Source organism: Mycobacterium aquaticum (genome assembly GCF_002086485.1).
Lineage (GTDB): Bacteria > Actinomycetota > Actinomycetes > Mycobacteriales > Mycobacteriaceae > Mycobacterium > Mycobacterium aquaticum.
The window spans coordinates 154,661-180,826 of sequence record NZ_MVHF01000003.1; the positions used below are offsets into that span (position 1 = coordinate 154,661).

The 26,166-nt window shown below is 67.5% G+C and carries 24 protein-coding genes; 14 read left to right on the forward strand and 10 right to left on the reverse strand.

Going from position 1 to position 26,166, the window contains the following annotated elements; genetic code table 11:
• Window positions 1–23: 23 nt before the first annotated feature.
• Window positions 24–413, forward strand: a complete 390-nt coding sequence (locus BST13_RS04350) for a MerR family transcriptional regulator (protein ID WP_083160996.1) — start codon at window positions 24–26, stop codon at window positions 411–413.
• Window positions 414–447: 34 nt separating this feature from the next.
• Here the strand turns inward: BST13_RS04350 and BST13_RS04355 are convergent, their stop codons facing one another.
• Together BST13_RS04355 and BST13_RS04360 are read right to left on the reverse strand one after the other, a co-directional pair.
• Window positions 448–1,281: a class I SAM-dependent methyltransferase gene (locus BST13_RS04355; RefSeq protein WP_083160998.1), complete on the reverse strand. Its 834-nt coding sequence runs from the start codon at window positions 1,279–1,281 to the stop codon at window positions 448–450.
• 34 nt (window positions 1,282–1,315) lie between these two features.
• Window positions 1,316–2,068, reverse strand: a complete 753-nt coding sequence (locus tag BST13_RS04360; RefSeq protein ID WP_245839337.1) for a hypothetical protein — start codon at window positions 2,066–2,068, stop codon at window positions 1,316–1,318.
• A 30-nt stretch (window positions 2,069–2,098) separates the two neighbouring features.
• On the opposite strand from BST13_RS04360, the gene BST13_RS04365 reads away from it, so the two are divergent.
• Window positions 2,099–2,503 (forward strand): SRPBCC family protein, encoded by a 405-nt coding sequence (locus BST13_RS04365; protein WP_083161000.1) that lies wholly within the window; start codon window positions 2,099–2,101, stop codon window positions 2,501–2,503.
• Between the two features lie 9 nt (window positions 2,504–2,512).
• Here BST13_RS04365 and BST13_RS04370 read toward each other — a convergent pair whose 3' ends face one another.
• The gene (locus tag BST13_RS04370; protein WP_083161002.1) at window positions 2,513–2,953 is read right to left on the reverse strand and encodes a lipoprotein LpqH; all 441 of its coding nucleotides are present in this window, start codon (window positions 2,951–2,953) and stop codon (window positions 2,513–2,515) included.
• A 96-nt stretch (window positions 2,954–3,049) separates the two neighbouring features.
• Here BST13_RS04370 and BST13_RS04375 point away from each other — a divergent pair, with 96 nt between their 5' ends.
• The 4 genes from BST13_RS04375 (at window position 3,050) to BST13_RS04390 (ending at window position 7,860) form a co-directional block, all read left to right on the forward strand.
• Window positions 3,050–3,487: a nitroreductase family deazaflavin-dependent oxidoreductase gene (locus tag BST13_RS04375; protein WP_083161004.1), complete on the forward strand. Its 438-nt coding sequence runs from the start codon at window positions 3,050–3,052 to the stop codon at window positions 3,485–3,487.
• Between the two features lie 28 nt (window positions 3,488–3,515).
• Window positions 3,516–4,793: a threonine ammonia-lyase IlvA gene (gene ilvA / locus BST13_RS04380; protein WP_083161006.1), complete on the forward strand. Its 1,278-nt coding sequence runs from the start codon at window positions 3,516–3,518 to the stop codon at window positions 4,791–4,793.
• A gap of 182 nt (window positions 4,794–4,975) precedes the next feature.
• On the forward strand, window positions 4,976–7,036 hold the full coding sequence (locus BST13_RS04385; protein ID WP_083161008.1) for a LysM peptidoglycan-binding domain-containing protein: 2,061 nt from the start codon (window positions 4,976–4,978) through the stop codon (window positions 7,034–7,036).
• A 5-nt stretch (window positions 7,037–7,041) separates the two neighbouring features.
• On the forward strand, window positions 7,042–7,860 hold the full coding sequence (locus BST13_RS04390; protein ID WP_158087105.1) for a copper chaperone: 819 nt from the start codon (window positions 7,042–7,044) through the stop codon (window positions 7,858–7,860).
• Between the two features lie 469 nt (window positions 7,861–8,329).
• Here BST13_RS04390 and treZ read toward each other — a convergent pair whose 3' ends face one another.
• Genes treZ through BST13_RS04415 form a run of 4 tightly spaced genes read right to left on the reverse strand, consistent with a single transcriptional unit; the run spans window position 8,330 to window position 16,708 of the window.
• Complete coding sequence (gene treZ, locus BST13_RS04400; protein ID WP_083161012.1) at window positions 8,330–10,102, reverse strand: malto-oligosyltrehalose trehalohydrolase; 1,773 nt, start codon at window positions 10,100–10,102, stop codon at window positions 8,330–8,332.
• Complete coding sequence (gene treY / locus BST13_RS04405; RefSeq protein WP_083161014.1) at window positions 10,099–12,363, reverse strand: malto-oligosyltrehalose synthase; 2,265 nt, start codon at window positions 12,361–12,363, stop codon at window positions 10,099–10,101. Before treY ends, treZ begins: the two co-directional genes overlap by 4 nt.
• A 3-nt stretch (window positions 12,364–12,366) precedes the next feature.
• A complete protein-coding gene (gene glgX / locus BST13_RS04410) occupies window positions 12,367–14,532 on the reverse strand; it encodes a glycogen debranching protein GlgX (RefSeq protein WP_211296004.1) in 2,166 nt (721 codons plus the stop codon).
• A gap of 4 nt (window positions 14,533–14,536) precedes the next feature.
• Window positions 14,537–16,708 carry an acyltransferase family protein gene (locus tag BST13_RS04415; protein WP_083161016.1) on the reverse strand — a complete coding sequence of 724 codons (2,172 nt, stop codon included), beginning with the start codon at window positions 16,706–16,708 and terminating at the stop codon, window positions 14,537–14,539.
• Window positions 16,709–16,754: 46 nt separating this feature from the next.
• Between BST13_RS04415 and BST13_RS04420 the strand changes: the two genes are divergently transcribed.
• The 5 genes from BST13_RS04420 to BST13_RS04440 all read left to right on the forward strand — a co-directional run bounded on the left by BST13_RS04420 (window position 16,755) and on the right by BST13_RS04440 (window position 21,311).
• Window positions 16,755–18,098 carry an adenosylmethionine--8-amino-7-oxononanoate transaminase gene (locus BST13_RS04420; RefSeq protein WP_170064257.1) on the forward strand — a complete coding sequence of 448 codons (1,344 nt, stop codon included), beginning with the start codon at window positions 16,755–16,757 and terminating at the stop codon, window positions 18,096–18,098.
• 114 nt (window positions 18,099–18,212) lie between these two features.
• The gene (locus BST13_RS04425; protein ID WP_083161019.1) at window positions 18,213–19,361 is read left to right on the forward strand and encodes an 8-amino-7-oxononanoate synthase; all 1,149 of its coding nucleotides are present in this window, start codon (window positions 18,213–18,215) and stop codon (window positions 19,359–19,361) included.
• Window positions 19,358–20,032: a dethiobiotin synthase gene (gene bioD / locus BST13_RS04430; RefSeq protein ID WP_083161021.1), complete on the forward strand. Its 675-nt coding sequence runs from the start codon at window positions 19,358–19,360 to the stop codon at window positions 20,030–20,032. Before BST13_RS04425 ends, bioD begins: the two co-directional genes overlap by 4 nt.
• A 1-nt stretch (window position 20,033) precedes the next feature.
• Window positions 20,034–20,543 carry a 2'-5' RNA ligase family protein gene (locus BST13_RS04435; protein ID WP_083161023.1) on the forward strand — a complete coding sequence of 170 codons (510 nt, stop codon included), beginning with the start codon at window positions 20,034–20,036 and terminating at the stop codon, window positions 20,541–20,543.
• Window positions 20,544–20,555: 12 nt separating this feature from the next.
• Window positions 20,556–21,311, forward strand: coding sequence for a maleylpyruvate isomerase family mycothiol-dependent enzyme (locus BST13_RS04440; protein ID WP_083161025.1), 756 nt, complete (start codon window positions 20,556–20,558; stop codon window positions 21,309–21,311).
• A 38-nt stretch (window positions 21,312–21,349) separates the two neighbouring features.
• On the opposite strand, the gene BST13_RS04445 is transcribed toward BST13_RS04440, so the two are convergent.
• Complete coding sequence (locus BST13_RS04445; protein WP_083161027.1) at window positions 21,350–21,955, reverse strand: TetR family transcriptional regulator; 606 nt, start codon at window positions 21,953–21,955, stop codon at window positions 21,350–21,352.
• Between the two features lie 93 nt (window positions 21,956–22,048).
• On the opposite strand from BST13_RS04445, the gene bioB reads away from it, so the two are divergent.
• From bioB to BST13_RS04460, 3 genes are read left to right on the forward strand one after another with little or no spacing between them, the layout of a single operon-like run.
• On the forward strand, window positions 22,049–23,041 hold the full coding sequence (gene bioB, locus BST13_RS04450; protein WP_211296012.1) for a biotin synthase BioB: 993 nt from the start codon (window positions 22,049–22,051) through the stop codon (window positions 23,039–23,041).
• Between the two features lie 11 nt (window positions 23,042–23,052).
• Window positions 23,053–23,301 carry a biotin synthase auxiliary protein BsaP gene (gene bsaP, locus BST13_RS04455; RefSeq protein WP_170064258.1) on the forward strand — a complete coding sequence of 83 codons (249 nt, stop codon included), beginning with the start codon at window positions 23,053–23,055 and terminating at the stop codon, window positions 23,299–23,301.
• Window positions 23,298–24,056 (forward strand): DUF2567 domain-containing protein, encoded by a 759-nt coding sequence (locus BST13_RS04460; protein ID WP_245839338.1) that lies wholly within the window; start codon window positions 23,298–23,300, stop codon window positions 24,054–24,056. The genes bsaP and BST13_RS04460 overlap by 4 nt, the downstream gene beginning before the upstream one ends.
• Window positions 24,057–24,062: 6 nt before the next feature.
• Here BST13_RS04460 and BST13_RS04465 read toward each other — a convergent pair whose 3' ends face one another.
• Entirely contained in the window at window positions 24,063–25,394 is a 1,332-nt protein-coding gene (locus BST13_RS04465; RefSeq protein WP_083161031.1) for a lipase family protein, read from the reverse strand.
• A gap of 42 nt (window positions 25,395–25,436) precedes the next feature.
• Window positions 25,437–26,129, reverse strand: coding sequence for an NUDIX hydrolase (locus tag BST13_RS04470; RefSeq protein WP_083161033.1), 693 nt, complete (start codon window positions 26,127–26,129; stop codon window positions 25,437–25,439).
• Between the last annotated feature and the right edge of the window lie 37 nt (window positions 26,130–26,166).

Consider the following 26,166-nt stretch of genomic DNA (forward strand, 5'->3'; position numbering starts at 1 on the left):
AAGCAACACGCGAGGAGCGGCGGATGACCACCCGATTGGCCATCGGCGACGTGTCACGACGCTGCGGTGTCGCCCAGACCACGTTGCGCTACTACGAGCAGATCGGCCTGATCCCCGCCCCGGAACGCGTGGGCGGTCAACGCCGGTATCCGGAGTCGGTGTTGGTGCGACTGGAAGTCATCCGCCTGTGCAAGGCGGCAGGCTTTACGCTCGACGAGATCGCCGTGCTGATCGGTGACGAGACGCCGGGCCGGCCGGTCGCGCGTTCCCTGGCCCACGCCAAGCTCGCCCGCATCGACGAACAACTGGAAGCCCTGACCCAGGCCAGGGCGATCATCGAATGGGGCATGCGCTGCACGTGTCCGTCGATCGACACATGCACGTGCGGCATCCATCGGGCGATGCCGATCTGACGCGGCACAGGTGCTGGTTGACCGTGGACCTACCTCAGAACCGGTAACGCAGGATCCGTCCCTTGCGCGCCGTCGCTTTCGTCATCCCCATCAATCGGGTGGCGATGCGCAGCCAGCCGGGGAACAGGTCGACTTCCCGGGCGTGAGTGAGGCTTGCCTCCTCGACGAGGCGCAGCTGCGGATTCCACTTCTGCGGGTGATGAGCGTCTTTGAAGCCGAGGTAACCCCATTGGCTGCCAACGTCTTTGAACATCTTCTGGGGGTACAGTTTGAGCGCTGCCCGGCTGAACCAGCCGATGCCACCGTAGTCGTTGAAGGCGATCTCGCCATTGTGGAAGTGCTCGGTGATACCGCGGAAGATGCCTGCGATCACCGCTTCGGTGAGGAATGCGAACAACCCGTCGGCCACGAGCATGGTGGGCCGGTCCGCCGGGATCGTCGTCGCCCAGTCTGCAGCTGCCAGCGACGCTGCCACGATGTGCGAGCGTGGATCCGGCGGCAAGAGGGTCGCGCGCAGCGCGCTGATACCCGGTAGGTCGACGTGGTACCAGTCCACGGTCTGCGGCGGCGCGACCCGGTACAGACCGCTGTCGAGGCCTGCACCGAGATCGACCACGACGGCGTCCGGATGAGCCGAGGCGAAGCCACGGACCCGGTCGTCGAGCATCTTGGCCCGCACCGCCGTCTGGCACACCACGCTGGTCTGCACACCCAGACCGGCGAAGTCGTAGTCGATCTCGTCGACGATCGAATCGGCCAGGGAATCCCCGAGTATCGGCCGCGGCGCGCGGTTGTCCAACGCCCGGGCGTACAGCGTCAGCAACGCCGTCTGTTCGACTGGGGTCAGATCGGTGATGACAGTCCGCATAGTGTGACGGTACACCCGCCGTCGCACTGAACGATCAGCCCAAAACGTTTACCGCCCTGGCGATTACGAGCCCCGCAGTGGACAGTGCCACCATGGCCTGCACGGCCATCGCCATCTTGGCCCACCGCGCCAACGGCATGGTGTCGGTAGGGGAGAAGGCCATCACGTTGGTCATGCTCACGTAGAGATAGTCGACGAAGGTGGGCCGCCAATCCGGTTTGGCGACATTGGGATTCCCCATCTGGGGGAACATGAAATCGGGATACGGGTGCGCGCCGGTCTGCCGCGCGAACGGCCCGCCGCGGTCCAGCTCCCAGTACCAGATGCCGAACACGATGATGTTGGTGACGAAGATGGCTGCGCCGCTGCCCAACAGGATCGCCGCCTTGTTGCTGACCGCGCCTGACAGGATCTTCACGTCCAGCAGAATTGCCGAGAGCGTGTTGTCGAGCGTGATCGCGGCCAGTAGCACGAACGTGGCGTACCGGCCCAGGATGGTTGACCGGGTGAAGCGGATCGGGTTGAGCCACACCAGGACAGCCAGCAACAGCAGCTCCGCGACGATCAGCGGCCACCGGGGCACCACGGTGTAACTGCGAGGGATGGCGACCTGCAGGGCCAGTGCGGCGATGAGTGCGGTCAGCACGGGCAGGCGGCTTTCCGGGTTGCCGGGACGCAGCCACGACGGCACGTGGTGGCCGGTTTCCGCGGCCAACCGCTCCGCGCGAGCGACGAATTTCTCCACCGGGGTGTGCGGTTCACGAGGAGTGTCCGCCTGACTGTTCATCGTGTCAGTGTGGCTGCCTACGCTGTGAATATGCGGAGTCGTCATGTGAGTGTTTGGATCGATGCCGCGCCCGACGTGGTGTACGCGTTCGCCGCCGACCCGCACGAGTTGTCGAGCTGGGCGTCAGGGTTGGCCAAGGGGGCGCTTCGGCCGTCGGCCGACGGCTGGGTCGCGGACTCTCCGATGGGCCAGGTGACCGTACAGTTCAGTCCGCCCAACACCTTCGGCGTCCTCGATCATGTGGTGCGCTTGCCCTCCGGTGAGGAGGTCTACAACCCCATGCGGGTGCTGGCAGCCGCCCCGGGAGCGGCGCAATGCGAGGTGGTGTTCACCGTACGGCAGCGGCCCGGGGTTTCCGATGAGGACTTCGACTCCGATGTCGCCGCGGTGACCGCCGATCTCCACACCCTTCGCGGCCTACTCGAAGGTCAGTGACCGCCGACCTCAGCAGCGCGCTTCCAGCCGGTACTGAACATCGGCCGGTCTGGTCGGGCGGTCGTCATTGGCGCCGCTTGCCGTACCGGTGATGGTGAACGTCGACCCGTCGATGCTCGCCTCGGCCGTTCCGGTCCGCCCTACTGCCCAGCTACCGGTGAAACCGTTCACGCTGCGCAGGCGCACCGCCTTGGGGGTGACCGCGGTTCCGGTCTCGACCATCGCCGTGAACCCCGGTTCTTTCTGCACCGAGTCGATGATCCACAACCAGGCCCGCTGCGTGCAGTCGATCGGGAAGGCGGTCGACGACTGCTGGCCGTTGATGGTGATGCGCGCGGTGTTTCCGCCGGCCGGGGGGCTGGACTGGGCTGCACACGCGCTTGCCACCAGAGCCGCGAGCACCACGGTGCGCGCTCCCGCCGTCCGTATCCGCCGTTGGATATGGCGCATAAGAATGGGTTTACCCCTTGTCGGTGGGTTTAGCCATAGTCGGGCGGAATCGTTCGGTCCGGATCGCGATGGGCCGGAGAGTTCTAGGCTGGCCACATGCCGCTGACTGGAGAATACGAACCGAGCACATCCGACTGGGCCAGGGAAAACGCGGAGACCTACATCTCGTCCGGGGGCACCGCAGGCACCGAACTCAACGGCAGACCGGTGATCCTACTGACCACCGTCGGCGCGAAGACCCGCAAGATCCGCAAGACACCGCTGATGCGTGTCGAGCATGACGGTGAGTACGCCGTGGTCGCTTCTCTGGGCGGCGCGCCGAAGAATCCGGTCTGGTACTACAACGTGAAGAAGAATCCCCGGGTCGAACTGCAGGACGGGACGGTATCCGGGGATTACGAGGCCCACGAGGTTTTCGGGGACGAGAAGGCCGCGTGGTGGGAGCGGGCCGTCGCGGCCTTCCCGGATTACGCCGAGTACCAGAAGAAGACCGACCGGCAGATCCCGGTGTTCGTGCTCACCCCGGTGAAGTGAAACCGCTGGCCGGTGGCACTATTGACCGGTGACTGCCGAACTGAGCCCCCGTACGTCAGCGCCGCTTCGCGCGGCCGACATCGACGAGGCTGCCCGGCGAATTTCCGGCGTGGTCACCCAGAGCCCACTGCAGATCAGCGAGCGGTTGTCCGAGGCCACCGGCGCCACGGTCTACCTCAAACGCGAGGACCTGCAGGCTGTGCGGTCCTACAAGGTGCGCGGCGCCTTCAATCTGATGGCCCAGCTCTCCGAGGACGAGAAGGCCGCCGGTGTGGTGTGCTCCTCGGCCGGAAACCACGCGCAGGGCTTCGCGATGGCATGCCGGTCGATGGAAATCCACGGCCGGGTATACGTGCCTGCCAAGACTCCCAAGCAGAAGCGTGATCGGATCCGGTACCACGGCCGGGAGTTCATCGAGCTGATCGCCATCGGCGCGACATACGACCAGGCCGCTGCAGCGGCACTCGACGACGTGGCACGCACGGGTGCCACCCTGGTACCGCCCTACGACGACCTGCGCACCATGGCCGGGCAGGGCACCATCGCCGCCGAACTGCTGGAGCAACTCGACAGCGAACCCGATCTGGTGATCGTGCCCGTCGGCGGCGGGGGGTGCATCTCCGGCATCACCACCTACCTGGCCGAGCGCACCACAGGCACCTCGGTGCTCGGCGCCGAACCGGCCGGCGCCGCGTCGATGATCGCGGCGTTGGCGGCGGGCGAGCCGGTCACCCTCGAGCACGTCGACCAGTTCGTCGACGGGGCCGCCGTCGCCCGTGCCGGTGCGCGGCCCTACGCAGCCCTGGCCGCGGCGGGCGACATGGTGTCGATCACCACCGTCGACGAAGGCGCGGTCTGCACCGCGATGCTCGACCTGTACCAGAACGAGGGCATCATCGCCGAGCCGGCCGGTGCGCTGTCGGTGGCCGCGCTACTGGAAGCCGACATCGAGCCCGGCTCCACCGTGGTCTGCCTGATCTCCGGCGGCAACAACGACGTCTCCCGGTACAACGAGGTGCTGGAGCGCTCGCTGGTTCACCTGGGCCTCAAGCATTACTTCCTGGTGGACTTCCCCCAGGAGCCCGGCGCGCTGCGGCGCTTCCTCGACGAGGTGCTCGGGCCGGGCGACGACATCACCCTGTTCGAGTACGTCAAGCGCAACAACCGGGAGACCGGCGAGGCGCTCTGTGGTGTCCAGCTGAGTTCGGCGGCCGACCTGGAAGGTCTACTGGCCCGGATGGAGGCCTCCGACATCCACGTCGAGTTGCTCGAGCCCGGATCTCCGACGTACCGCTATCTGACCTGAGCGTCGCGAACGTCGTATTCCCCTGCGCAGCTACAGGTTTCGTACAGCCGCCGGGCGGGTGCGGCAGTCGGCTGCGGCGTCCGCTGTCCCACGATCGCCGGATACAGGTAGTGCGCTACTCGCGCGGATGGCTGCGCCGGTTTCTAGCGTTGGCTCCAGCACTTTGAGGCAAGGAGCCCGCCATGGCCGAGTACATCATTCATTCCGGTGACACACTCAGTGCCATCGCTCACCGACTCGGGGTCAGCCTGGCCGGCCTCGAAGCGGCGAATCCACAGATCACCGATCCCAACCGGATCTTCCCGGGGCAGATCGTCACGGTGCCGGGCAGTGCACCGGCAACCGGGCCGAGGTATGTGGTGCACGCCGGGGACACCCTGAGCGCCATCGCCAACCGGTTCGGCGTCAGCCTCGGCGCGCTCAAGTCGGCGAATCCGCAGATCGCCAATCCGAACCAGATCTTCCCGGGACAGGTCATCGCGGTGCCCGGCAGCCCGCCGGCGGCGGGCCCGCAGTATGTGGTGCAGCCCGGCGATACGCTGACCGCGATCAGCACCCGGTTCGGCGTCGGTCTCGCAGCGCTGGAAGCAGCGAATCCGCAGATCACCGATCCCAACCGGATCTTCCCGGGGCAGATCGTCACGGTGCCGGGCAGTGCACCGGCAGCGGGCCCGCAGTACGTGGTGCAGCACGGCGATACGCTCACCGCCATCGGCACCCGGTTCGCGGCGACCGTGGCAGAACTGGAGGCCGCCAACCCCCAGATCACCAACGCCAACCAGATCTTCACCGGGCAGATCGTCACCATCGCGACCGCGATCAGTTATGTGCGGCACAACATCTGGACCCTCGACGACATCGACCACTGGCATCCGACGATCTACGCCTACGCCCGCGGCGTGCAGGTGCTGATCGACCGGACGAAGGCCAACCAGATGGACCCCATCGGCTGGCAGTATCAGTCCGACATTCACGGGACGACGGTGAACCCGGACAACTTCCGCAATCAATGCCAGCACTTCTGCTGGTTCTTCCTGCCATGGCACCGCATGTATCTCGAGTGGTTCGAGCGGATCATCCGGGCGGCCATCCAGGATCTCGACGATGTCGACGACGCGACCAAGCTGACCTGGGCGCTGCCATATTGGAACTACAGCAGCGACGACGCCGCGCGCAGACGTCTGCCGAAGGCGTTCCTGGACCTCACCCTGCCGGACGGGGTCACCCCCAATCCGCTGTGGGTCGCCGGACGCAATCTCAACGATGGTTCGGCGCTGCCCCAGGCGGATGTGGATCTCACCGCGGCCCTGGCGCCCACCGACTTCGCCGGCACCAACGGATTTGCCGGTGGCCGTACGGGATTCAGCCATGCCGGCGAGGACCCCGGTTCCGCGATGGGGCCGTTGGAGGGCACACCGCATGGTGCGGTCCATGTCGACGTGGGCGGCCTGATGGGTTCGTTCAACACCGCGGCGCTCGACCCCATCTTCTGGCTGCATCACGCCAACATCGACCGGCTCTGGGAGGTCTGGCGAGGGATGCCCGGTCATGTGAACACCAACGAGTCAGCATGGCTGTCCGGCGTGACGTTCCATTTCCACGACGAGAACGCGGCAACACTCACCGAGACGGTGCAAGAGGTACTGGATACCGCAGCGCAATTGAACTACAGCTATGAGGACACCTCGACCCCCGTTCCTGCTCCCGTGGAGGCAGACATGGCCTTTCCTCCTGCGCCACAGGGCCCGCCCGAGCTCGTCGGCGCATCGCAGAATGCCGTTGCGCTGACGGGGGAGTCCACCACTGTCACCTTCGACATCGCGGCCCCGGCAGGGCCGTTGGCCGCCCCTGCGGCGAATCCTGTGTCGCGGGCATCGCTGCGGCTGGAGGACGTGACCTCGGCGGCTCCGGTGGGAGTCACCTATCGGGTGTATCTGGACGCTCCCGGCGGCGTACCCGCACTGGACGACGCACACTACGTCGGTGTTGCCGCGTTCTTCGGGATCGAGCAGACCACCGCACCCGACAACGAGCACGGCGGAATGAGGCTCGCGTTCGACATCACCCGGCAGTATCGGCAGTTGACCGCCGAGGGCCGGTGGAACGATCAGCTCAGCGTGACGTTCGTGCCGCAGCGCGTCGAGCCGCCCGCGACGCCGATCGAGTTGCCGGGTGAGCTGGCGTCGGCACCGCAACAGCCGGGCACCGCGCGCGTCGGACGGGTGAGCGTGTTCCTGCAATGACGGCGGTGGCACCGCGTCCGTCGGCGTGGCGGCGGACGCAGTGGATGCATCCCGAGCTGTCGCTGTTGGCCGTCGCGGCGGTCGCGTGGCTGGCGGTCATCGCCGGGCACACCGTACTGGCGAGGTTTCACGTTGCGGCGCAGCATTGTTCAGCACCGCTTCCGGGTGGGGTCACGGTCGGACACCACCACGCGGCGGTGGGGCCCGCACTCGCAATGCATCAGTGTGCGGGCCCGCACCCCGTTTCCGCCTGGGCATTCCTCACCTCCGTTGTGCTGTGGTCGATCATGGCCACGGCGATGATGCTGCCCACGGCGGTTCCCGCCGCGCGCTCGATTGCGTTGAACGGCAAGTGGAAGCGACGCCAGCGTGGCCAGATGTTGTTCGCCGCAGGCTACCTCGCCGTGTGGTCGGTCGCCGGCCTGGTGGTGCTGACCATCGGATGGCTCGTGGTGCCCGTCACGACCGCGTCGCAGGCCGTCGCGGGGGTGCTGGCTGTCGCCGCCTGGTGGGAGGTGACGCGTTGGAAACGGCGGTGTCTGCTGGCCTGCCACCGGATGCGGTCGATCCCCCCGGACGGTCGCGCGGCCGACACGGCCTGCATCCGCGAGGGTCTACGCAACGGTGTGTGGTGTGCCGGCGCGTGCGGCCCGATGATGACCGCGATGGCGCTGGCCCCGCACGCATGGTGGTTGATGCTCACACTGTCCCCGGTTGTCGCCGCCGAGAAACTGGTGACCAAGGCTGTCGACCATCTCCGGGTTTTCGCCGCGGTGCTCGTCGTCGTGGCGGCCGTCGCCGCGGCGGGCGCACCCCTGACCTAGCCGGCGGAGTCGCAGCGTCGGTTCCACTTCGAGCACCGCCTCGTCGTTGGCCCGGAAGATCGGTTCCAGCGGGACGCCGTATTCGACGGCCGCTGTGGTGAGCAGTGCTGCCCAGTCCCGGTCGAGGTTCGACACCGGGCCGCGGCCCGGCCGCGTGAGCAGCAATGCCACGGTGGCGCCGTCCTCCAATCCGGACAGCACGCGCGGTAGTCGGCTCACGATGTACTCGACCAGACCCGGCTGTGGTTTGGCCCGCAGCGGTACCTGGCTCATGGTCTTGTAGAGGCGGCGGTCGCCGCCGACGAATCCGACCCACAGCAGCCGCTGCCCGAACCCGAGCTCACCCATGAGCGCGCGCCAGCGCTGGCGCATGTCTGCGGTGGAATGGATTGGGTCGGTGGCGGTTTCGATCGGAGGTACGGGCAGTAATTCGCGATGACTCATAGCGGCATCATCACTGCCCCGGCGGCTAACCGGGTAACGCGTTATCCACAGGCTCCGCGGCTGTGGACACCGGTTTGACAGTACGCAGAATCGCGAAAGAATGTCCCGCCAGCATCGTCGCTTCAGGGCCCGGCTCCGGTTCACCCCACGCCAGCACCAGCTCACCCGTCACGGGAACGCTGGTGGCGTCTTCGCCGAGATTGCAGGCGATGGCCACTGCGCCCCGCCGCATCACGATCCAGCGCTGGCGTTCGTCGAACTCGATGTGCAGATGGTCCAGCCACGGATCGGCGAGGTCGGCCTCGGTGTGGCGCAAGGCGATGAGATCCCGGTAGAGCTGCCGCAGTCGGCCGTGGTCACCCTCGTCGATCTCGTCCCAGTTCAGTTTGGACCGCTCGAACGTCGCGGGGTCCTGGGGATCGGGAACCTCGTCGGCGTCCCATCCGTGCTCGGCGAATTCGGCTTTGCGTCCCTCGGCCGTGGCGCGGGCCAGTTCGGGTTCGGGATGCGAGCTGAAGAACTGGAACGGCGATGACGAGCCCCATTCCTCGCCCATGAAAAGCATTGCGGTATAGGGCGAGCCGAGCGCCAGGGCCGCCTTCACGGCGAGCTGTCCGGTATCGAGCACCTGCGACGGCCGGTCGCCGACTGCGCGGTTGCCGACCTGATCGTGCGTCAGGGTGTAGGCCAGCAACCGGGTGGCCGGGATGGTCGCGGTGTCCAGCGGACGGCCGTGCCTGCGGCGCCGGAACGACGAGTACGTGCCTGCGTGGTAATAGCCGTTCTTCAGGGTGCTGGCGAGGGTGCGCAGCGACCCGAAATCGGAGTAGTAGCCCTGTCTTTCGCCAGAGACCGCGGTGTGGATGGCGTGGTGGATGTCGTCGTCCCACTGTGCCGTGAGGCCATAGCCGCCCTGGTCGCGCGGCGTGATCAGCCGAGGGTCGTTGAGGTCGCTCTCGGCGATCAGTGACAATGGTCTGCCCAGTTCTGCTGCGAGCGCATCGGTTTCGGTGGCAAGCTCCTCCAGCAGGTGGATCGCGGTGTTGTCCATGAGGGCGTGCACGGCATCCAACCGCAGCCCGTCGGCATGGAATTCGCGCATCCAACGCAGCGCGCAGTCGAGAATGTAGCGGCGCACCTCGTCGGCGTCGGCGTCGGACAGGTTGATCGACGCGCCCCACGGGTTGTGGCCGGAGGACAGGTACGGACCGAACCGGGGAAGGTAATTGCCGGAGGGGCCGAGGTGGTTGAACACCGCGTCGATCAGCACGCCGAGCCCGCGGGCATGGCAGGCGTCGATGAAGCGGATGAGGCCGTCGGGGCCACCGTAGGGTTCGTGCACCGCGTACCAGAGCACACCGTCATAGCCCCAGCCGTGGGTTCCGTTGAACGCGTTGACCGGCATCAACTCGATGAAGTCGACCCCCAGATCGACGAGATAGTCCAGCTTTTCGATCGCCGCATCGAAGGTTCCGGCCGGGGTGAACGTGCCGGTGTGCAGTTCGTAGATGACAGCGCCTGCGATGGACCGGCCGGCCCAGTCGGCATCGGTCCACGCGTCGAGCGCGGGCTGCCACAGCTGGGAGGGTTCGTGCACACCGTCGGGTTGGCGGGGCGAACGCGGATCCGGAAGTACCTGCGGGTCGTCGTCGAGGACGAATCCGTACCGGTTGTCCGCGGTCGCGTCGACGTCGGCGCGCCACCACCCGTCGGCGTCACGGGTCATGTCATGGCGGGTGCCGTCGACATCGAGGCGCACCACGTCGGGTTTCGGTGCCCACACCGCGAATTCGGTCATGCTCCACGCACCAAGAGGGTGACCGGAAGTTCGCCGAACAGGTGCGCGGCGGGAATGGTACCGCTGTACTGCGCACCGGTGAGCCGGTCGGTCCACACTCCGTCGGACAGCGTGATCGTGGTGTCTGCCCAACCGGTTTCGGCGAGCCGCACCGTCCAGCGGCTGACCGCCACCAGCACGTCGGCCCCGCGCCGGAACGACACCACATGCGCTGCGGCAGGTCCGACGGCCGGCACGGGATGGTAACCACCGGCCAAGAAGCTCTCCGGGCGCTCCCGACGTAACCGCAACGCCGCGTTCGTCACTCGCATTTTCGGGTCGTCCATGTCGCGGAGCGCACGACGTCGCGCGGCGTAGTCGACGGGCCGCCGGTTGTCCGGGTCGACCAGGCTGTCCTCGGGAAGCTCGGTGCCCTGGTACACGTCCGGCACTCCGGGCGCCGTCAGCTGGATGAGCTTCTGGCCCAGGATGTCACTGACGGCGTGCTCGTGCAGGCGCGTGGCCAACTCGGTCAACCCGGACGCGACCGGACCGTCGAGCACCTGATCGAGCCAGGCGTGCACGGCGGTCTCGAACTCGGCATCGGGGTCATGCCAGGACGTGTGCGTGGCGGCTTCCCGGATGGCCTTCTCGGTGTAGGCGTGCAGCCGATCCCGCAGCTCGGCGCTGACCACGCCGTCGACGGGCCAGACACCGAAGACGTTCTGCCACAGGAACAATGCGGTGTCCTCGTCCGGCGGTACCGCCAGGGCAGACCACTCGCCGACCCGGTCGGCCCACTCCGACGGCACCTGCGACAGCACGCCGATGCGGGCCCGCACATCCTCACCGCGCTTGGTGTCATGTGTGGTCAGTGCGGTCATGGTCAGCGGCCAGCGGCGGGCCCGGGTCGCGGCCCGTTGATGGAACTCCGCCGCGCTGACGCCGAACAGTGCCGGGTCGCCGCCGACCTCGTTCAACGACACCAGGCGGGCATCGCGGTAGAACGCGCAATCCTCGACCGATTTCGCGGTCGCCGCCCCACACAGCTGGTTGAACCGGGCCGCCGCTTCGGGGCTGGTGGACACCGCTGCAGACACGATGGTCAGCACTTGCGCCAATTCCGGTGCCGCCACCGCGGTTTCAGCGATGGCCACGGGGAGCACCGTGGCCAGTGCGGGATAGTCGCAGCGGTACACCGGGATTCGGCTGACCAGGGCCGCCACGGCTTGGGGTAGCAGCGGATGTTCCGTATCGGTGGCCGACGTGATGACGCGGCACAGCCGGGCCAGCTCACTGCCCAGCGTGTCGGTGACGGCCGTGGCCTTGAGCTGGATCTCCGACGCGGCAACGTCCTGGTTCGCCAGTTTCGTCAGGACAGCAGCTCCTGTGGGATCGATGAACAGGCCGCCGACTTCTCGCAGCGCGTCGTATCCGGTGGTCCCGTCGATCGGCAGCGAGGCGTCCAGGCTCTCGTCGGCGGCGAGGATCTTCTCGGCCACGATCCACGCCGACGGCCCGGCCAATTCGCGCAACCAGGCGAGATAGCCTGCGGGATCGGACAATCCATCCGGATGGTCGACACGCAGCCCGTCGACCAGCGACTCGTCGAACCACCGCTTGACCTCAGTGTGGGTGGCGTCGAACACGAGACGGTCCTCCTGGCGCAGAGCGGCCAGCGAGGTGATGGAGAAGAACCGCCGATACCCGCAGCGGCCGGTGCGCCACCCGGTGAGCCGGTAGTGCTGCCGGTCGTGGACCTGCGCACCGGATCCGTCGCCGGTGCCCGCGGCAACGGGGAACACCAGGTCACCCAGGCGCAGCACATCACCGTCGACGGTCAGATGTTCGACGTCCGCATCGGAGCCCAGGACCGGTAACACGATCCGTCCGCCGTCGAGATCCCAGTCGATGTCGAAGAACTCCGCGTAGCGCGAGTCGCGGCCGTTGGCCAATACGTCCCACCACCACCGGTTCTGCTCGGCGTCGGACACCCCGACGTGGTTGGGCACGATATCGACAATGATGCCGATGTTCTTCTTGCGCGCGGCGTCCGCGAGCCGCCGCAGACCGTCGGCCCCGCCCAGCGCCGACGACACACTGGTCGGGTCGGTGACGTCATAGCCGTGGGTCGACCCCGCGACCGCGGTGAGGATCGGCGACAGATACAGATGCGACACCCCGAGTTCGTCGAGATAGTCGAGCAGCTCCACTGCGTCGTCGAATGTGCAGCAATCACCACGCATCTGGAGCCGGTACGTGGACAGTACGGGTACGGTCACGGGTCAGGCCGTCTTCTGCAGGACGAGCAGCGAGCGGGCCTGCAGCGAGATCTTCTCCCCGGCGGCCACCACCAGGTCCGACCCACCGGTCGGATCGGCCGTGTCGAACGCCGCCGTCCACTGACGGGCGTAATCGCCGTCCGGCGTGACGAAATCCTGCGAGTGGTCATTGGCGTTGAAACACAACAGGAACGAATCGTCGACCACGCGCTCGCCGCGGGCATCGGGCGCCTCGATGGCGTCGCCGTTGAGGAACACCGCCACGCAGGTGCCCAGGCCCGCGCCCCAGTCATCCGGTGTCATCTCGGTTCCGGACGGCGTGAGCCACGCGATGTCGCGGACTTGGTCACCGCTGCGGATCGGTTTGCCTTCGAAAAACCGCCTGCGCCGGAACACCGGGTGGCGCTTGCGGAACTTGACGATCCTGCGCGCGAACGCCAGCAGGTCGGCATTGGTTTCGCACAACGACCAATCCATCCAGGACAACTCCGAATCCTGGCAGTACACATTGTTGTTGCCCAGCTGGGTGCGGCCGATCTCGTCACCGTGCGCGATCATCGGAGTGCCCTGCGAGAGCATCAGCGTGGCCATGATGTTGCGCATCTGCTTGTCGCGCAGGGCGAGGATGTCGGGGTCGTCGGTCGGCCCTTCGACACCGCAGTTCCACGACCGGTTGTGGCTTTCGCCGTCACGGTTGTCCTCGCCGTTGGCCTCGTTGTGTTTCTCGTTGTACGACACCAGGTCCCGCAGCGTGAAGCCGTCGTGACAGGTGACGAAGTTGATGCTGGCGCCGGGCCGCCGGCCCGTCGCCTCGTAGAGGTCCGACGAACCGGTGAGGCGGGACGCGAACTCACCCAGGGTTGCGGGCTCGCCCCGCCAGTAATCACGCACAGTGTCGCGGTATTTCCCGTTCCACTCGGTCCACAAACCTGGGAAGTTGCCCACCTGGTAGCCGCCCTCACCGACGTCCCACGGTTCGGCGATCAGTTTGACCTGGCTGACCACGGGATCCTGCTGTACGAGGTCGAAGAACGCCGACAGCCGGTCCACGTCGTAGAACTCGCGCGCCAGGGTCGACGCCAGGTCGAACCGGAACCCGTCGACATGCATGTCCAACACCCAGTAGCGCAGGGAGTCCATGATGAGCTGCAGGGTGTGCGGATGACGGGCGTTGAGACTGTTACCGGTGCCGGTGAAGTCCTTGTAGAGCTCACGCTGGCCGTCCATCAGCCGGTAGTACCCCGCGTTGTCGATACCGCGGAAGTTGATGGTGGGGCCCAGATGGTTGCCTTCGGCGGTGTGGTTGTAGACCACGTCGAGGATCACCTCGATGCCCGCGTCGTGGAACGTCTTGACCATCGTCTTGAACTCGGCCACCGCACCGCCCGCATGTCGGTTCGCGGCGTACTGGTAGTGCGGCGCGAAGAACCCCACGGTGTTGTAGCCCCAGTAGTTCCGCAGCCCGAGGTCCAGCAGCCGGTGATCATGCATGAACTGGTGCACCGGCATCAGCTCGATGGCTGTGACATGCAGCGACTTGAGGTGATCGATGATCGCCGGGTGGCTCAGGCCGGCGTAGGTTCCGCGCAGCGCCTCGGGGATGCCGGGGTGGGTCTGGGTCATGCCCTTGACGTGGGCCTCGTAGATGACCGTGTCGTGGTACGGCGTCTTGGGCGCCCGGTCGGATCCCCATTGGAAGAACGGGTTGATCACGACGCTGGTCATGGTGTGGCCCAGGGAATCCACCCGTGGGGGAGTTCCGGTGCCCTCGGGTTTGGCGTTCAGGTCGTAGGAGAACAACGCCTGGGTGAAGTCGAAGTCACCGTGGAACGACTTGCCGTACGGATCGAGCAGCAGCTTGCTGGGATCGCATCGGTGTCCCGCGCTGGGGTCCCAAGGTCCGTGGACCCGGAAACCGTACCGCTGGCCCGGTGTCACGGTCGGCAGGTAGGCGTGCCACACGTAGCCGTCGACCTCGTCGAGGTTGATCCGCTCTTCGGTACCGTCCTTGGCGATCAAGCACAGCTCGACGCGTTCGGCCACCTCGGAGAACAGCGAGAAGTTGGTACCCGCGCCGTCGTAGGTGGAACCCAGTGGGTAGGCATCGCCCGGCCACACCGTCGACGTGGTGCGCGCCGGGGTACGGGGCGGCTCGATGGACGAGGTCACGGCCTCACCACCAACCCGTTGCAGCCGCCATCTGACGGCCGAGCTCGCCCGTCATCGTTCTCATATATGTCGTCGAGATGTGGTGAGAATCGTGGTACAGCAAGACATTTCCCTCCACCACACGGCAATAGTCCTTCCGGCACACCGCATTGCTCATGTCGAGTGGCTTCAGCAGTGGGAACTGCCCGACGAAATCGAGAGTGGGGTTCCGGTCGGAGAGTACCTCGGACCGCTTGACGCCGCAGGACACCGCGTCGCCCCCCTTGGCCAGGCAGTCAGCCGGGAAGAACGGCTGGCCGTCCCGCACCAGCCACGGCGTGTCCCGCATCGCGAGAACGGGAATGTTGTTCTTGGACAGAGTTTCCCAGATGCCGATATAGGTACCCGGCATCACATCGCCGGGCTTGATGTTCCATGGCCGAGTCGACGTGGTGAACACATAGGCGGGCCGGTCGGCGATGAGCCGGGACATCACCTCGTCGTTCCATTGGTGACACTTGGGGTACGGGCGGTTGTCGCCCATCACCAGCGGTACTTCCTCGGTGGTCAGCGGGCAACCCATCTTCAGATAGGTGACGACCTTGAAGTTGTGCAACCGGCCGAGCAGGTCCAGGGCGGTGATCCAGTGTTCGGCGTGCGAACCGCCTGCCAGCGCGATGGTGCGCGTCGCGTCCTTGTCGCCATAGGTACACGTGATCACATCGGCATTGGAGAAATCGCTGATACAGCCGTCGAGTGTGCTGGCGGGCAGATCGTCCTTGGCCTCCAGCACGGTGGGCCGCATGGGCAGCTTGGGCACCCGCTCGTGGTTGAGCAGGGCGCGGGCACCGGGATAGTCCCGAGCGGACAGCCCGGCCAGCTCCTTGCCGTTGGCCCGCTGCACGGTGACGTGTTCACGCCAGGTGAACGACGTGGCGGTCAGCGCGACGCCAAGCAGGGCGACAACTGAGCCCAGCACGATGGTCGGGCGCTTCAGCCGGGTCCGCAGCGGGATGACTTGGGCAGGTACGGCCGGTTTGGCCGACTTCTGCAGGCGCAGCGGTTCCTCGACGTAGTGGGTGGTGAGCCAGGCCAGTACGCCTGAGACGAGCAGCACGACGGTGCCCTCGACGAAGGTGGTGTGCGAATGGCCGGTGTAGGAGAGCCAGAAGATCAGCAGCGGCCAGTGCCACAGATACAGCGAGTAGGCCATGGAACCGAGCGAGACGAACGGCTTGGTGGCCAGCATCCGGTTGGGCAGCGGCGACCGGTCATCCGAACCGGTGCCTGTCATGAGGTTGGCCGCGGAGACGATGAACAGCATCGTCGCTCCGACCGGAACCAGTGCCCACGGCCCGGGGAATTCCTTCACGCCGTCGATGAACGCGCCGCAGGACAGGATCGCGGCCAGCGCGATCGTCGCGGCCAGGGTGCGCAGCCACATCGGCCACCGGACGAGCGGCACGACCGCACCGACCAGCGCGCCGAGCAGCAACTCCCAAGCCCGGGCGAAGCTGTTGTAGTACGCGGTCGCCTGGTCGATGTTGTGCGCGATGATCGCGTACACGAAGGAGGCCACTGTCAGCGTGCTGAGCAGCACGACGAATGCCGTGCGCAGGTGCCTGCCGAAGACCTTCCGGCACAGACAGGCGAATCCGAAGATCAACGCAAGAAACGCGATATAGAACTGGCCTTGTACCGACATCGACCAGATGTGCTGCAGCGGGCTGACCGCTTCGCCCGCGCGCAGATAGTTCGCCGCTGTGCTGGCCAGTTCCCAGTTTTGGTAGTAGCCCAGACTTGCCAAGCTCTGGTCAGCAAACGTCTCCCAGCGGGTCTCGGGCTGGATCAGGATGGTCAGCACGGCGGCGGCCGCGAGCACCACGACCAGTGCGGGCAGAAGCCGGCGGACCAGCCGAACCACCTCGGGAACCGCTGACAGCGAGGCGCCCGGAGTGAGCGCGGTGCGCAACAATTTGCCACCGAAAAAGAACCCGGACAACGCCAGAAAAACGTCCACACCACCGGAAACACGCCCGAACCAGACATGGAAAACCGCGACCAGCGCGATGGCGATACCGCGCAGGCCGTCCAGATCGTGCCGATAGAAACCCGACTTTCGGGTCCCCATGGCGGCAGGGGCGCCGCGCGAATCGTCGCTGACGGGCGCCGACCGGGCTGGGGCGAGGGTCATCATGATCGAGGTCAATTTACCTAAAAACCCTGTGGTGCTCACATTTCGTATGCCTACGGCGCGGCAAGTGAGCAAAGGGCTAGGCTGCCGCTCTGTGGCTGAGCTGACACCGGCCCAGATCAGTGCCATCGACACGGCACACGTCTGGCACCCGTACAGCACCATCGGGGCCGAGGCGTTGGCACCGGTGGTGGCCGTCGGCGCCAAGGGCGCCTGGCTTACCGTGATCGACCCTCTCGACGGCGAGCCCGTCGAGGTGCTCGACGCGATGGCCTCGTGGTGGACGGCGGTGCACGGCCACGGTCACCCGGCCCTGGACCAGGCCATCACGCGGCAGATGGCGACGATGAACCACGTCATGTTCGGCGGGCTCACCCACGAGCCCGCAGCGCGTCTGGCGCAACTCCTGGTCGAGCTGACCCCCGCCGGACTCGACACGGTCTTCTTCAGCGACTCCGGTTCGGTTTCGGTCGAGGTGGCCGTGAAGATGGCCCTGCAGTACTGGCGCAGCCTCGGGCGGGTCGGTAAACACCGCCTGATGACGTGGCGGGGCGGCTACCACGGCGACACCTTCACCCCGATGAGCGTGTGCGATCCCGACGGCGGCATGCATTCCATCTGGACCGACGTGCTGGTCGCGCAGGAGTTCGCGCCCCAGGTCCCCGGCGCGTACGACCCGGCGTACAGCGCGGCGTTCGAACAGCAGCTGGCCGAGCACGCCGACGAGCTCGCGGCCGTGATCGTCGAACCGGTCGTGCAGGGGGCGGGCGGCATGCGCTTCCACGATCCGCGCTACCTGTCGGACCTGAGGGCGGCCTGCGACCGCCACGACGTGCTGCTGATCTTCGACGAGATCGCCACCGGGTTCGGCCGCACCGGCGAGCTGTTCGCCGCGGACCACGCCGGCGTCAGCCCCGACATCATGTGCGTCGGCAAGGCTCTGACCGGCGGCTACATCACCTTGGCCGCCACCTTGTGCACGGCCCGGATCGCGCAGACCATCAGCTCGGGTGAACCTGGCGCGCTCATGCACGGGCCCACGTTCATGGCCAATGCCCTGGCCTGCGCGGTGGGTGTGGCCGCGGTCGAATTGTTGATCGCCGGCGACTGGCGCACCCAGGTCCGCTCGATCGAAGCGGGGCTGCGGAAGGGCCTGGCGCCCGCCCGCGACCTGGGCGGCGTCGCCGATGTCCGGGTGCTCGGGGCGATCGGCGTGGTCGAGATGAAACAGCCGGTCGACATGCGCGTGGCCACCGCGGCAGCGCTGCGGCACCGGGTCTGGCTACGTCCGTTCCGCAACCTGGTTTACGCGATGCCGCCGTACATCTGCACTCCCGAGGAGGTCGAACAGATCACCGCCGCGATGGTCGGTGTGGCGCGTGCACTAACCTGAACGGTGTTCAATTGTCGGCACCGCCGACGTGTTCAATTGTCGGCACCGCCGACGTGTTCAATTGTCGGCACCGCCGACGTGTTCAATTGTCGGGCCGACCCCTAGGAGCATCAGGTGACACGCACAGATCTTTCACCGCTGTCCTGGCTGGCCGACGTCGAACAGCAGCGCCGGACCGCAGGATTGCGCCGCGAACTGCGCGTCCGCCCGCCGGTCGGCGCCGAGCTCGATCTCGCATCCAACGACTACCTGGGCCTGTCCCAGCACCCTGACGTGCTCGACGGCGGCGTCGAGGCACTGCGCACCTGGGGTGCCGGCGCCGGTGGATCACGCCTCGTCACCGGCAACACCGAGCTTCACGAGGAGTTCGAGCACGAGCTCGCCGAGTTCGTCGGCGCCGAATCCGCCCTGGTCTTCTCGTCCGGCTACACCGCCAACCTCGGCGCGGTCGTGGCCCTGTCCGGTCCTGGCTCGCTCGTGGTCTCCGACGCCCTGACGCACGCATCGCTGGTCGACGCGTGCCGGCTTTCCCGCGCCCGCGTGGTGGTCTCACCGCACCGCGACGTGGCCGCCGTCGACGCCGCGCTCAGTGCGCGTACCGAGGAACGCGCGGTCGTGGTGACCGAGTCGGTGTTCAGCGCCGACGGCGTGCTGGCCCCGCTGCGCGAACTGCACGCGGTCTGTCGCCGCCACGCAGCGTTGCTCATCGTGGACGAGGCACACGGTCTCGGTGTCCGCGGCACCGGCGGGCAGGGCCTGCTGCACGAGGTCGGTCTGGCCGGGGCGCCCGACGTCGTCATGACGACGACGCTGTCGAAGGCGCTGGGCAGCCAGGGCGGCGTCGTCCTCGGCCCCGAGGCGGTACGGGCCCACCTGATCGACGCGGCCCGGCCGTTCATCTTCGACACCGGGCTGGCGCCTGCCGCCGTCGGCGCGGCGTTGGCGGCGCTGCGCGTGCTGATCGCCGAGCCGCAGCGGGCCCGGGCGGTGCTCACACACGCGGCCGAGTTGGCACGAATCTCAGGGGTGACGACCGAGCCCGACTCAGCGGTGGTTTCGGTGATTCTCGGTGAGCCCGAAATAGCGTTCGCCGCTGCGACGGCCTGCCTGGAGCGCGGTGTGCGAGTGGGTTGCTTCCGACCGCCGACCGTCCCAGTCGGGACCTCGCGTCTGCGGCTCACCGCACGCGCCTCGCTGACCGACGATGAAATGGATCTGGCACGCCGGGTGCTCACCGAGGTCCTCGCGGTCGCCCGCGCATGACGCTGCTGATCGTCACCGGTACGGACACCGGCGTCGGCAAAACGGTGTCCACCGCGGCGCTGGCGTGTGCTGCCCGGCTCGCCCGACGGGACGTCGCGGTGTGCAAACCCGTGCAGACCGGGGACGCGGACGGCGACGACGATCTCGGCGAGGTGCGCCGACTCGCCGGGGTGACCGCGCTGCACGGCGGCTGGCGCTATCCCGAGCCGCTGGCGCCCGAGGCGGCAGCGCAGCGGGCGGGACTTGCCCTGCCGACCCGCGCCGACTTGGTCACTGCGGTGCGATCGGCCGACGCGCCGGGGCGGTTGACCCTGGTCGAGGGGGCCGGCGGGCTGCTGGTGCGGATCGGCGCCGATGGGGTGACGCTGCGTGATCTCGCCGCCGATGTCTCGGCTCCGGTGCTGGTGGTGGTGTCGGCCGGCCTCGGCACCCTCAACCACACTGAACTGACGCTGGAATCGCTTGCCGGACAAGGCATTCCGTGCGCCGGATTGGTCATCGGCGCATGGCCTGCGAAACCTGGGCCTGCTGAGGAAGGCAATCTGGAGGAGCTGGCCCGACTGGCGCCCCTGCGCGCAGTGCTGCCCGCCGGGGCCGGCGCGGCGAGTCCGGAGGAGTTCGAGGAGATCAGCGCCAAGGCTTTCGAGCGAGGGTGGATCGAGGCGGTCTGAAGTGGTGCATTCCGTCGAATTCGTCTTCGACGCCGATACCGAGGAGACGATCCGCGGTATCTGGGACGGACTGCGCGAGGCAGGCATTCCCAGCCAGGCGCCTGCCGGCCGACCGCACACCACATTGGCGGTCGCCCAACACATCGATGCTGCGGCCGAGACGGTGCTGCTGCCCGTCGTCGACCGCTTTCCGCTGCCATGCCGGATAGGCGCCACGCTGATCTTCGGGCGCACCGCCGGCGTGCTCGGGCGGTTGTTGCTGCCGTCGCCTGAGATTCTCGACGTTCACGCGCACGTCTACCGGTCGTGCGTGCCGCTCATGGCGCCCGGCCCGATGCCGCATACCGAGCCGGGCCACTGGACTCCTCACGTCACGCTGGCCCGCCGGATCGCCCCGGCGAAGTTGACGGCCGCGCTGAAGATCGCGGGGCGCCCCGCGGAGATCACCGGCAAGATCACGGGCCTGCGCAGGTGGGACGGCGACCACAGGACAGAACACCTCATCGGCTGACATGCTGACGGGGTGGACCGGATTGCCATCATCCGCGCCGAGGCCCGACGATTCGCCGATGTGCTGTCCGGCGTCGCACCGGAGAGCCGGTGTCCCACCTGTCCGGACTGGAGCGCCGCGGATCTGTTGTGGCACCTGACCGAGGTGCATTTCTTCTGGGCCGGCGTGCTGGAAAGGGATGTCCGGTCCGACGCCGATCTCGCGGCGGTCGAGCAGGACAAACCGGCACGCCCTGACACTCTCGCAGATGCGTTGGCGCTGCGGGCGCAGGCCACCTCCGCGCTGCTCGGCCAACTGGACCGGCTCGAGGACCGCGAACCACGCTGGTCGTGGTTCGCGCCCGACCAGACCGTCGGGTTCACCCGGCGGATGCAGACCTACGAGGCGACCCTGCACCGCGTCGATGCGGAGTTGACGGCAGGGCTACCCGTCAGCGCGATCGGCATCGACGTGGCTGCGGGCGCCGTCGATCATGCCGTCGACGTGATGTGGGGATGGCAGCCGGAAGGCACGACGTATCAGCCCCACGCGGTCGTCGAATTCGTCGGCACCGACACAGCGCAGCGCTGGCTCGTCGAGGTGGGTAGGGCAGGCGAATGGCCGCGTGCGGTGCGCGCGCGCCCGGGTGCTGCAGCGACGGCCACGGTGCGTGCACCCGTCGCCGACCTGGCGTTGTGGAGCTGGACCAGGGGAGGTGCGGTCGACGCCACCGGTGACCCGACGGCGCTGGCCGCGTTGGACGCCGTGGTGCGCAACGGCATGCCGTAACGGCGGCCTGTTCGGCCGAGTTCGACTGGGGCCGTGAGCTATTCGGCGTTGGCCCGCAGCGCGTCGAGATCGGCACCGCCGTGCACGGCCAGGCCGTCGACAAGCAGCTGTAACCCGAAACCGAACTCGCGGCCGGTGTCGGCCATCAGCACCGACTGTTCGTCACTGAGTGCGCCCGCGGCGTCCCACTGCAGCCGTGACTGTTCGTCGACGGTGAATCCGAGGACGTAGTACATGACGGTGCGGGCCGCGGGTTCGGCGTCCTGGGCGGCCACGCCGGCGTCGCGGGCGGCATCGGCCAGTTGGGCGACGATCGCGGCGGCACGGGCCGACTGGCCGGCCGCGAAGCTCGACGACACCAGCTCGGCTCCGTCGGTGTGCGACAGCAGCGCATCGCGCAGGCCGGCGCAGATCCCGTGGATTCGGTCGCGCCATCCGAATCCACCCGCGTCGGTGCCGGCCGGCTGCAGAATGCGGTCCGCCACAGCGCCCAGCAGCTCCTGTTTGTTGGCGAAATGCCAGTACAGCGCGCCCGGGCTGACGTTGAGCTCCCGAGCCAGCCGCCGCATGGTCAGGTCCGCGATGCCGTAGCTGTCGAGGATGGCCGTCGCCGCATCCACCACGTCGGGTTTGTGGAGTTGCACGCCGCTACCCTAACCTGAACGGTGTTCAATGGTCGGCACCGCCGACGTTCAAGCCGAAGATCCGCAGGAGGAACCACCGTGACGCAGGCTGCCGTGGATGTGTTGAGTGTGGCCCGGGAGCAGGTCCTGGAGCGTGGCGTGGGCCTCGATCAGGACCAGACGCTGCAGGTACTGCAGCTGCCCGATGAGCACCTCGAGGAACTCCTCGCCCTGGCGCACGACGTCCGGATGAAGTGGTGCGGTCCGGATGTCGAGGTCGAGGGCATCATCAGCCTCAAGACCGGCGGCTGCCCTGAAGACTGCCACTTCTGTTCACAGTCGGGACTTTTCGCGTCTCCCGTGCGCAGTGCCTGGCTGGACATCCCGAGCCTGGTGGAAGCGGCCAAGCAGACCGCCAAGACCGGTGCGACCGAGTTCTGCATCGTGGCCGCTGTGCGCGGCCCGGACGAGCGGCTGCTGGCCCAGGTGGCCGCAGGCATCGAGGCGATCCGCAACGAGGTCGACATCCAGATCGCGTGCTCGCTGGGCATGCTGTCCGAGGAGCAGGTGCAGCGGCTCTCCGACATGGGCGTGCACCGCTACAACCACAACCTGGAGACGGCGCGCTCGTTCTTCACCAACGTCGTCACCACCCACACCTGGGAAGAGCGCTGGGACACCCTGCGCATGGTCCGCGAGGCCGGTATGGAGGTGTGCTGCGGTGGCATCCTCGGCATGGGGGAGACGCTGGAACAGCGCGCCGAGTTCGCCGCGAACCTGGCCGAGCTCGACCCGCACGAGGTGCCGCTGAACTTCCTGAACCCGCGCCCGGGCACGCCGTTCGGCGATCTGGAGGTGTTGCCTGCCTCCGAGGCGCTCAAGGCCGTCGCCGCGTTCCGGCTGGCGCTGCCGCGCACGATGCTGCGCTTCGCAGGCGGCCGCGAGATCACCCTCGGTGACCTCGGCGCCAAGAAGGGCATCCTGGGCGGCATCAACGCCGTCATCGTCGGCAACTACCTGACCACGCTTGGCCGTCCGGCCGAAGCGGACCTGGAGCTGCTCGACGATCTGCAGATGCCCATCAAGGCGCTCAACGCCAGCCTGTAGAACTGTTGGTGATGATTAGCGAGATGCCGGCGCTGCCCGCGCCCGTCAGTGCCGGTGTGTACAACGTCTATACCGGCGTCGAGGTCAATGCAGCGGCAGGCTCGGCGGTCCCGACGGCCGCTCAGCTCGGCCTCGAGCCGCCCCGCTTCTGCGCCGAGTGTGGCCGCCGGATGATCGTCCAGGTGCGCCCGGACGGGTGGTGGGCGAAGTGTTCGCGGCATGGGGTGGTGGACTCCAAGGACCTGGAGACCCAGCGATGAGCCTCTCGGGCGAAGAGCCGAAGGCCCCGATGAGCCTCTCGGGCGAAGAGCCGAAGGCCCCGATGAGCCTCTCGGGCGAAGAGCCGAACGCCCCGGGCGAGACGCCCGCACCTGCTGCCGCCCCTGCCCCCGATGTTGTTGCGGGCCCGCGTGTTTCACGGCAACGCGCCGCGGTGACCGTTGTGGTTGCCATGGCGCTGGTGGGTGCTGTCGTCGGTGCGCTGTGGGCCTGGTTGGCGCCGTCGATCCACGGCGTGGTTGCGCTCACGCGCAGCGGTGAGCGGATCCATGCCTACCTTGGCAGCGAGTCCGACAACTTTTTCACATCCGCCTTCATGTTCGTCGGCTTCCTGGTGGTGGCGTCGGTCGTGGCCGCGGTCCTGGTCTGGCAGTGGCGTGCGCACCGTGGCCCGGTGCTTGCGGGGGCGCTGGTCGTCGGCTGCGGGGTGTCGGCGGCTGCAGCGGCAGGTGTCGGTGTTGCGCTGGCACATCTGCGTTACGGAACCGTCGACCTGCTCGGCGCTCCGATCAGTCCGGAACACCGCGTGCACTATGTCGTGGAGGCTCCGGCGGCGTTCTTCGGGCACGGGCCATTGCAGATCGCCACGACCATCCTGTTTCCGGCGGCCGTCGCAGCGCTGGTCTACGCGTTGATGGCGGTTTCGGCGGCGCGCGACGATCTGGGTGCCTGGCCGCCCGAGGAGACCCCGGTGTATCCGGTGTTGCCTGCGCCGGTCGCCCAGCCCGGAGTCTGAGCCGGCTCAGAGCCGCCGGTGCCGCACCGTGCGGCCGGTGACCATCTTGAACCCGATGCCGGCGAGCCGGGCCATTCCCACGTAGGTCATGGGGTTGAGCAGCGTCGGCCATTTCGTGCGCACGAGGTGTGCGGTGAGCGGGCGTTCGGCGAACCGGTCGCCCAGCCAGCGCAGCGCCATGGGCGCCGACATGGGATGCAGCAACAGGTGGTCGCAGAACATGTCCCGGTGGTAGGTGACGTCGGCGCCACCGGTGATGTACGTGTCGGCCAGCGCGTCGATGTCGTCGACCGAGATGATCTCGTCGTGGACGGCCTGCACGATGAGCACCGGCGGCCGGGGAGCGGCGGTTCCCAGCTTGATGTCGTCGAACACCTCGCTGACTTCCGACATGGCGAGAATCTGCTCCAGCGGCAGGTCCACCAGATCTTCCATGTCGGTGCCGATGAGGCGCAGCACGGCTTCCACCGTGGTCATCCGGTGCAGCCGGTCCAGCAGCTTGCGGCCTTCCCGGGTGGCGTGTTCGGCGATGACGCGGTTGAGGCCGGGGTAGATATCGGCGAGCGCGGCCACCACGAGCGCGGGCAGTCCGGAGAACATGGTGCCGTTGAGCCGCTGGAAGGTGTGCCCGAGGTCGCCGACGGGCGAGCCGAGGACCGCGCCGACGACGTTGAGCTCGGGAGCGTATGACTCACACATCTCGGCGGCCCAGCCGGTGGCCAGTCCGCCGCCGGAGTAGCCCCACAGGCCGATGGGTGCCTCGGGCGAGAAGTTGAGTTGCTCGGATTCCAGCGCGGCCCGCAGCCCGTCGAGGATGCGGTAGCCGGGCTCATAGGGAGCGCCCCACATCCCTTCGACGCCTTCGTGGTCGGGGATCGACACCGCCCAGCCCTGGGCCACCGCCGCAGTGATCAGCAGGAGCTCCAGTTGGGCCAGCGATCCGGTGGCCTTGGCGTGGCGGCGCAGCGCGTAGGAGGGGAAACAGCGTCCGGTGATCGCGTCGATCGCGCACTGGTAGGACACCAGGGGGCAGTCCGGCGCCGCGTCGGGCGGGACGATCACGGTGGTGACTGCTGCCTCCGGGACGCCGGTGCGGCTCGTCGAGCGGTAGAGCAGCTGGGTGGCGTGCAGGCGCTGTGGGATCAGGCCCAGGAAGGACAGTTCGACGTCACGGCTGCGCAGCACGGTGCCGGGGGCTGCGTGCTGAAACCCGGCGGGCGGTGTGTAGAACGGATCGTCGGCCGGCAACTGAGGCCGGGCACCGCGGTCGAGTTCTTCGTGCGGTGTGCGGCCGATCCATTCCGCGTCGGCCAAGTTGGCGGCACTGCCCAAGTCCATCCGGGCATTCTTACTTAAGAAGGGTCTAAGAATCCAGTCGACTCACCCGGGCGGGCGCAGCGCGGCGAATTCGTCGGTCACGCGGTAGCGCGATTCGGTGAAGCGGTACAGCGCGGCCGGGCGGCCTCCGCTCCGGCCCGACCGCGCGGTGGTGCCGGTGCGAGTGATGACGTTGCGGCGCTCGAGCACGCGCTGCAGGTTGGTCGTGTCGACCTGGTACCCGAGCGTCGCGCTGTAGACATCCCGCAACGATGACAGTACGAATTCCGTTGGTGCCAAAGCGAATCCGATGTTCGTGTACGACATCTTGGCGACCAGCCGGGTCCGTGCATGTTCGACCATCGGCGCGTGGTCGAAGGCCATCGGGGGCAGGTCGTTTACCGGGTGCCAGCGGGTGTCGGGCGGCAACTCGGGGGTGGCGGGGGAGGGCACCAGCCCCAAGAACGTCGACGCGATGGTGCGCGGCCCGGGAACGCGGTCGGGCGCGGAGAACACGGCCAGTTGTTCGAGGTGGGTGAGCTGTTGTACGTCGACCTTCTCGGCGAGTTGGCGCCGGACCGAGCTGATCAGATCCTCGTCGTCGCGCAGCCGGCCGCCGGGCAGGGACCACTTGCCACGCTCGGGTTCGCGTGCCCGCTGCCATAACAGCACGTTAAGCACGGGTTGCCGGGAGTCGAGGCCGCGAACCTGGAACACGACAGCGAGCACTTCGTGCTCGGTGCTAGTATGTGGCATGTTTTCGATTATAAGTCGAAAACTTGACTCGGATTGA